This is a genomic window from Methylorubrum podarium (assembly GCF_022179745.1).
Classification (GTDB): domain Bacteria; phylum Pseudomonadota; class Alphaproteobacteria; order Rhizobiales; family Beijerinckiaceae; genus Methylobacterium; species Methylobacterium podarium.
The window spans coordinates 1-6,512 of sequence record NZ_BPRD01000482.1; the positions used below are offsets into that span (position 1 = coordinate 1).

The following is a 6,512-nucleotide window of genomic DNA, read 5'->3' on the forward strand; positions in this document are numbered from 1 at the left end:
CCGCTGCCGAGCGGGGCGGGGGCGGAGAAGGCGCCGGAGCCGCGCAACGCCGTCGGCGCCTCGAAGGCGGGGCGGCGCAGGCGGCCGGCGGTGGCCGGCTCGGAGGCGGTGCGTGCTGGCGACGTCTGGGCCGGCTCGGTCTGCGACGGGTCGGACGGCGTCTCCTGCGCCAGGGCGGGGGCGCCGAGCAGGGCGGGCAGCAGCGCCAGGGCGAGCGGGCCCGCGCCGCGCGTTCCGCCGCGATGCCCCTTGCGCCTGTCCCCGATCGGCCGCTCGCGTGACACCGGCAGCGCTCTTTCCCTGGATGCGGCCGGCGGCCCGTGGAGGGGAGCGCCGTCCGTGGCCGGAGGGCGTCCCATGGTTAAGAGAGCTAGACCGGACATGGTTAACGCGCCGTTGCGGGCGCCCCGCCCCCTGTCCCGCGTCCGACAGCCCCCATGCGGCCACAGTCGCGGGCGATGAGGGCGCGGCAAACATGCGTCGGCGCCCTGCGCGGCCCCGGACGAGACGGAACGCGACTTCATGGCCCTGGCACAGCGGATCGAGGATCGAAACGAGGCGCGCGAGGAGACGGCGCGGACGCCCGCCATCGCCTCGGCCCTGCGCACCATCGAGACCGAGCGCGAGGGCTTGGCCTGCCTGATGGCCGCGATCGGCAACGGCCTCGGCGCGCCCTTCGCGGAGGCCGTGGAGCGGATCGGCCAGGCCCGCGGCCGGGTGATCTGCACCGGCATGGGCAAGTCCGGCCACATCGCCCGCAAGATCGCGGCGACCTTCGCCTCCACCGGCACGCCCTCCCTCTACGTCCACCCGGCCGAGGCGAGCCACGGCGATCTCGGCATGATCCAGCCCGAGGACGTGGTGCTGGCGCTCTCGTGGTCGGGCGAGACCACGGAACTCGCCGACATCATCGGCTACACCCGCCGCTACCGCGTCGGCCTCGTGGCGATCACCGCCAACGCCGCCTCGACCCTGGGCCGCGAGGCCGACACCTGCCTCGCCCTGCCGAAGGCGAAGGAGGCCTGCCCGAACGGGCTCGCGCCGACCACCTCGACGGCGATGCAACTCGCCCTCGGCGACGCCCTCGCCGTGGCGCTCCTGGAGGTCCGCGGCTTCTCCGCCCGCGACTTCTCCGTGTTCCATCCCGGCGGCCGCCTCGGCGCCTCGCTGCGGCAGGTGCGCGAGGTCATGCATGGCGGCGAGCGGCTGCCGGTGGTGGCGCTCGGCACCGCGATGCGGGCGGCGGTGGCGGAGATCGACGCCAAGGGGTTCGGGTCCGTCCTCGTGGTCGACGCGGCGGGCGCGCTCGCCGGCATCCTCACCGACGGCGACGTGCGCCGCGCCATCTTCTCCCGCGAGGGGCTGGACCGCCTGCCGGTCGAGGCGGTGATGACGAAGAACCCCCGCACCATCAGCCCCGAGACCCTGCTCGCCAAGGCGCTGCAGATCCAGGAGGCGATGAAGATCACCGCCCTGGTGGTGGTGGAGGCCGGCCGCCCCGTCGGCCTCGTGCACTACCACGACCTGCTGCGCACCGGCGTGGCCTGACCCCTCTTCCCCTGTCACCCCCCTCATCCTGAGGTGCCCGCGTCAGCGGGCCTCGAAGGATCCTCCAGGAAACGCGCGGGATCGGGAGCATCCTTCGAGGCCGCCGCGGCGCGCCGGCCCCTCAGGATGAGGGCGCGGGTTGGAGGCGCGCGGACCGGTCGAACAGCCCTCCCCGAACACGCATCCCCCCGCGGCCCTGAGGCCCGGAGGTCGGCTGGCCGATCGGCCGGCGGGGGACGCAACCACGTCGAAGACGAACCCCGAGGGGGACGCGGGACGCCGCGAGACCTCCGGATCGTTGGTTGAAGCTTTGCCGGTCTCCCGGCGTCCCGCGGGCGGGCGGCCCCCCTATCACAAAAGGCCGTCCGTCCGTTTTTGCGTCACGGTCGCTCCACCGGCATCGACCCCGGACCCGCGGGCCTGGTGCTCTCCGGCGCGCCGCCCCGTGAGGGGCGAGGACGCCTCGGCCAGGGCCGGCTTCGACGGTCTCGTCCGCACCAGACCTCGTATTGGGCCCGGCTCCGGTTGTTCCTGGGCGCCGACCCGAGACGGCCTACGGCCCCATCCCGAGCTGGCGTTGTGTCGCGCACAGCGCCCGGGGCGATGGCGACCGGGCCACCGACGCGGGAACCGCCCCACCTCCCAACGAGCCTCGCCGGCCGGTCACCGGAAACGCTCCCCCGGTTGGTCCGGGAGGTGGGTGGCAGGGGTTGTAGGATTTTTTTGCTATTATGTCAACATGTTTTCACAAAATCTAAGATCTCATCTTCTTAACCATTTCGGCTTCGAAGGGGCAGCTATTTGTATGATATATCATTCCCATCTCTGATGGTTTTGCCAATTAAATAACCGTGTCGAGCAGGCGATTCTGTCTAGCTTTGTTCATCAGACCAATGATGCTTCGCCTTCCACCCTTTGTACGCACAACATTACCTAAACCAGTGCGAAAAATCTCTGGCATTTCAATCGAATCACCCTCAACTAATATGATTCCATTTTCGTTGAGCATAGTCAGCGCGCGCGCATCTACATCCGGCGCAATATTCCCAAAATCTTCGAGAGCAATTGGAACAGAAAATTGCGGAGCTCGACGAAGCGCTTCAATGATAGGTTTGAGGCCAGGATTCTCTTCAGCCATAGCATTAATTTTTTCCGCGCCAACTGGCTTGATTGCACTTGTCATTGCACGCGGAATCAGTAGCCTATCATTGTAAGATGTGCTCTGGTCAGTGATCGATCGCTCAGCACTGTTTGCAATAAACCCGACTAAATCTCGAGCCGTCAGCCTACCACGCAGATCAGAAAGAGCTGCCACAACCCATTCAGCAGATCGTGGCTCTCGGGTTCGACCACCTTTGGCTAAATCATCTGCTTTTCCGAGTTTGTGCCCCCACAAAGGAATCAGCTTTTCGGCCAAATCACTGTTTCCGTTAACTCCGCGCTTTGTTGAGGGCAATGACACTGCCCCTGAACGCACGGCCAACCATCCTGCAAGCTCTAAAATGTCTTGCTCATACCAAGTCAAAGCGAAAGAACGGTTGCGGTCTGCAAATTGTCTTGCATTATTCGGAAACGCTGAAGCAACCAAATCTGAGCGCACAAAATTGATTTGACCAAGAGGCCTACCAGGCAACTCAAGAAGCATTTGCGAAAGCGCAGATGTGAGCCCGCGTATCGCGGCTTGCTGGCGTGCATCGGAGCGAAAAGATTGAAATGCCTCCTCTAGACCGTCAAATACGCTAACGATTCTAATTCCCTTATCAACTAAAAGCTGAACGAGTTTCTTTCCAGCCCCTATCTGTCCTGATTCTATTCCACAACTCCATCCGATTGTATCGAGCCAAAATTCACCCCAAGCGCTTTCTGTAGTGATTTCCTGCGTAGCTTGTTCTATAAGCGAATTGAGAAGCGATAACGGTATGGGTTCACCTGCGCCGATGCTGCTTGCCACGGAAGCCCGCATCTCGGATGCGAAGGGCAACCGCTGGAGACTGCGAGCAGGCAACACAGGCAGAATACTGGCTCCAGCACCCATAAGTCGGCCCTCGCCACCGACCTTACTCAAATATGAAGACCAAGTGCCATGTTGGCAGAGGACACGAAAAGTGAAAGTTTTTCCCGCGCCTTTCATTCCAATACAAGTTGCATTTGGGAGCTCCGTTCTAAATCGAACAGCTAATTCACGCAGAGCATCCACAATCAGAAATTCATCTGTTGCAGCATCTGCAGTTTCAGCAAACACTCTTTTTCGCGCAAAATCGTGCAGCTGTTTTCTTCGATCCTCGAGAGTGGATGACCTCTTTGCAGGAGCAGAAACTATTTCATTGGGGTAACTATGGTCATGGTTTTCAGTGATTACATCTAAATATTGAGACGTCCACTCGTGCAACCCTTCTGAAAGCTGATCGAAACATGACTGGGATCTTAAATCATCGATGAAGTATCTCAAACTTGATGGTGCTGCAGTCAATGCTGGAGCATGATCAAGTATGACGACAGGAACACCATAAACTTCACTTGCATCTAGATCAATTATTTCCGATCCATTGCTATCTTCACTTAATTCACGTATAAAACTAGATGCGCTACCTTCAAGATCTCGAATTGTACCAGCGAACTCCGCGCTTCTACGAACTTGTGAGATAACATTATTAATCACTATCGCTGGGTATTGGTTTTCCTGCCGTGATGATGTTACTTGTGATCCAATAAAACTGAGCATTTGCTGCGTTGATGATATTGCCTGTCCACTGGGTGTCGTCACAAATACTGGAGCAACATTAGGGGCACACAACATCATAGCAGCGAGGTCTGTAAAACCAGCCCGCAAGTCTATAACAATAGATGTGCAATTTGCAGCAATAGCGACTTTTCGCAGTGTTTCTGCCAGAAAAAATGGCTGTTCAGAATGAGAACGCTGAAGTTGCTCTGGCCTTATAGTGAAAGCTGACAACATTTCGGAATTGCGCAGGCACGGCATGATCGTTATACCGCTCTGCTTCTGATTAATGAGCTTCTCACCTGCAAATCGAACGGTCTCTTTAACTTGTGTGTCAGCATCCGCGTGGGCCAGAACGAGCAGGTCTTCTAATGAAAAGAACGCTTCCCTGCCATCACCATGAAACAAATAGCTTATGCCGGGAGCCTCAAAATCAGCATCAATTAAAAGTGGACGCTGGTTGAATTTGTCTACCAGAGATAGTGCGAAAGAAAGCGCAGAAGTAGTTCTTCCAACTCCTCCTTTGACTGAGTGGAATGCGAAGATTGGAGTTAAAGTTGCAGAATGAGTTTCGGAAATTGGTGTTCGGCGAAACCAAATTTGTGTCGACGCTGCAACATACTGAGATGGAATCGCTAACGGCGGAACTCCTGCCAAATCTTGATCGTATATCTCAAATCTAACCGGTAACGCTTGTGAAAATGACGGCCCATCTAAAATGATCGCGCTATCTTTAAGACGAAAGGGAAAAATTTGATCTAAACAATCTATTGTAGACTGTTTGTCATCGAAATTTTCAATATAAAATGTAATCTGATCCCAATAAATTTCAGCTTTTACCAAGCCTAGAGGCCAAGGAATGCTTCGCACAGAGCCGCTTATAGCGTCAGCAACATCACCCCAGGTGTAAGGTAGAAGCTTCTTATCCATCACCATCTATCTCAGGTAGTTAAGCGCTTACGTAAAGCTGATACTAAACTGTCGAGAAAAGCTGTAGCTGCTAACTCACCGGCTGCCTCGAGCGAAACGCCATAGCGCCACGCGGTGTGCACATCACTAAAAGATATTTCCTGTCCACCACTGCCATGTCGGATGGTAGGTATGGAAATAGCGGCATTCGCCACAAGACCAAGCTCAGCAGCAGAAATGCGAGCTTCTGCAATCAAGGACCTGATGTTGTGCCCAAACTTCGGACCAACAGTCTTGCTCGACTTTTCGCCACGATCATCCATTATCAGTGATTTCAAGCCACATTCAACACTGTAGAAAACAAGGATGCCGCGACAACTGCCGTGAGCCCCTTGTAGTGCGCCGGCTGCCTTCGCATTTCGGAGGCATGCCTTCCTCAACTCTTGTGAAGTTGCTTCCAACACGGCTAACGTTGCCTCCTGCGGCACAGCGGGCCACACGCCAGGAACACGTTTGATCGAAATATGCCTTGAAGTGCAAGCCTTGCATTGCGGTGAAAGTGCTTGCGCAGATATCTTACAGCTCTGACACATTCGCGTATGAGGCTTACACAGCATCCGCGTTCGTCCGCAGTCAGGCTTAGAACACCGCCACCAACCCCACCCCGATCACCATCAAAACCGCCCCGGCGACGCGCCAAACGCTTGCCGGGTGCTCCGGGAACCCGACCCACCCGAAATGGTCGAGCACGATCGAGGCGAGCACGCCGACGGTGACGATGATCCCCAAAAAGGTCGCCGCGCCGATGGCGGGGGAGGCGTAGAGCTGGGCCAGGATCAGCAGGATACTCAGGAAACCGCCGAGCCACGCCCACCATGGCACCTGCCCGAGCTGCTGGCCGGTGGGGATTTCGAGTTTGCCCAGGGCGAGGCCGCCCGCGAGCAGGCCGATCGTGCTGACCAGCAGGGTCAGCAGGGCCGCCGTGACGGGCAGGCCGAGCGACTTCGACAGCGTCGCGTTCTGTCCCGGCTGGATCGCGTTGGCGAGACCGGCGAGGATCGTCAGAGCGTAGAGGAACCACATGGCCGGTCATCCCCGTGACCGTGCCGCCAAGTTTCGCCGGTGCGACATCGGGGCGCCCACGGCCCCGCGCGGCGGGGGAGGGGGCGAGGCAGCTGCCGGGCCGCGAGCGCGGACGAGATTTCCCACCCAAAGCGCCGTCATTCCGGAGCGCCGAAGGCGAACCCGGACCCGGAGGGGCGCGCCGGAGGCGTGCAATCCACCCGACACGCCATCCCAAGCCGCGCATCACGGGTGGATTCCGGGCTCCGCTCCG

At 58.9% G+C, this 6,512-nt stretch carries 4 protein-coding genes and 1 pseudogene; 1 reads left to right on the plus strand and 4 read right to left on the minus strand.

The annotated features are described in order from the left end of the window. Positions 1-284: pseudogene (locus MFF42_RS21480) on the minus strand (outer membrane beta-barrel protein); the annotation flags it as partial. A gap of 238 nt (positions 285-522) precedes the next feature. Between MFF42_RS21480 and MFF42_RS21485 the strand changes: the two are divergent. Then, a complete protein-coding gene (locus MFF42_RS21485) occupies positions 523-1,548 on the plus strand; it encodes a KpsF/GutQ family sugar-phosphate isomerase (RefSeq protein ID WP_238257607.1) in 1,026 nt (341 codons plus the stop codon). A gap of 841 nt (positions 1,549-2,389) precedes the next feature. Here the strand turns inward: MFF42_RS21485 and MFF42_RS21490 are convergent. The 3 genes from MFF42_RS21490 to MFF42_RS21500 form a co-directional block, all read right to left on the minus strand. Next, the gene (locus tag MFF42_RS21490; RefSeq protein WP_238257609.1) at positions 2,390-5,197 is read right to left on the minus strand and encodes a KGGVGR-motif variant AAA ATPase; all 2,808 of its coding nucleotides are present in this window, start codon (positions 5,195-5,197) and stop codon (positions 2,390-2,392) included. A gap of 11 nt (positions 5,198-5,208) precedes the next feature. After that, positions 5,209-5,640: a hypothetical protein gene (locus MFF42_RS21495; RefSeq protein WP_238257610.1), complete on the minus strand. Its 432-nt coding sequence runs from the start codon at positions 5,638-5,640 to the stop codon at positions 5,209-5,211. Positions 5,641-5,815: 175 nt separating this feature from the next. Then, positions 5,816-6,259, minus strand: a complete 444-nt coding sequence (locus tag MFF42_RS21500; RefSeq protein WP_238257612.1) for a DMT family transporter — start codon at positions 6,257-6,259, stop codon at positions 5,816-5,818. Between the last annotated feature and the right edge of the window lie 253 nt (positions 6,260-6,512).

Coding starts and splice junctions, on each gene's coding strand:
- MFF42_RS21485 (WP_238257607.1), top strand. CDS start 523: ATGGCCCTGGCACAGCGGATCGAGGATCGAAACGAGGCGCGCGAGGAG.
- MFF42_RS21490 (WP_238257609.1), bottom strand. CDS start 5,197: ATGGATAAGAAGCTTCTACCTTACACCTGGGGTGATGTTGCTGACGCT.
- MFF42_RS21500 (WP_238257612.1), bottom strand. CDS start 6,259: ATGTGGTTCCTCTACGCTCTGACGATCCTCGCCGGTCTCGCCAACGCG.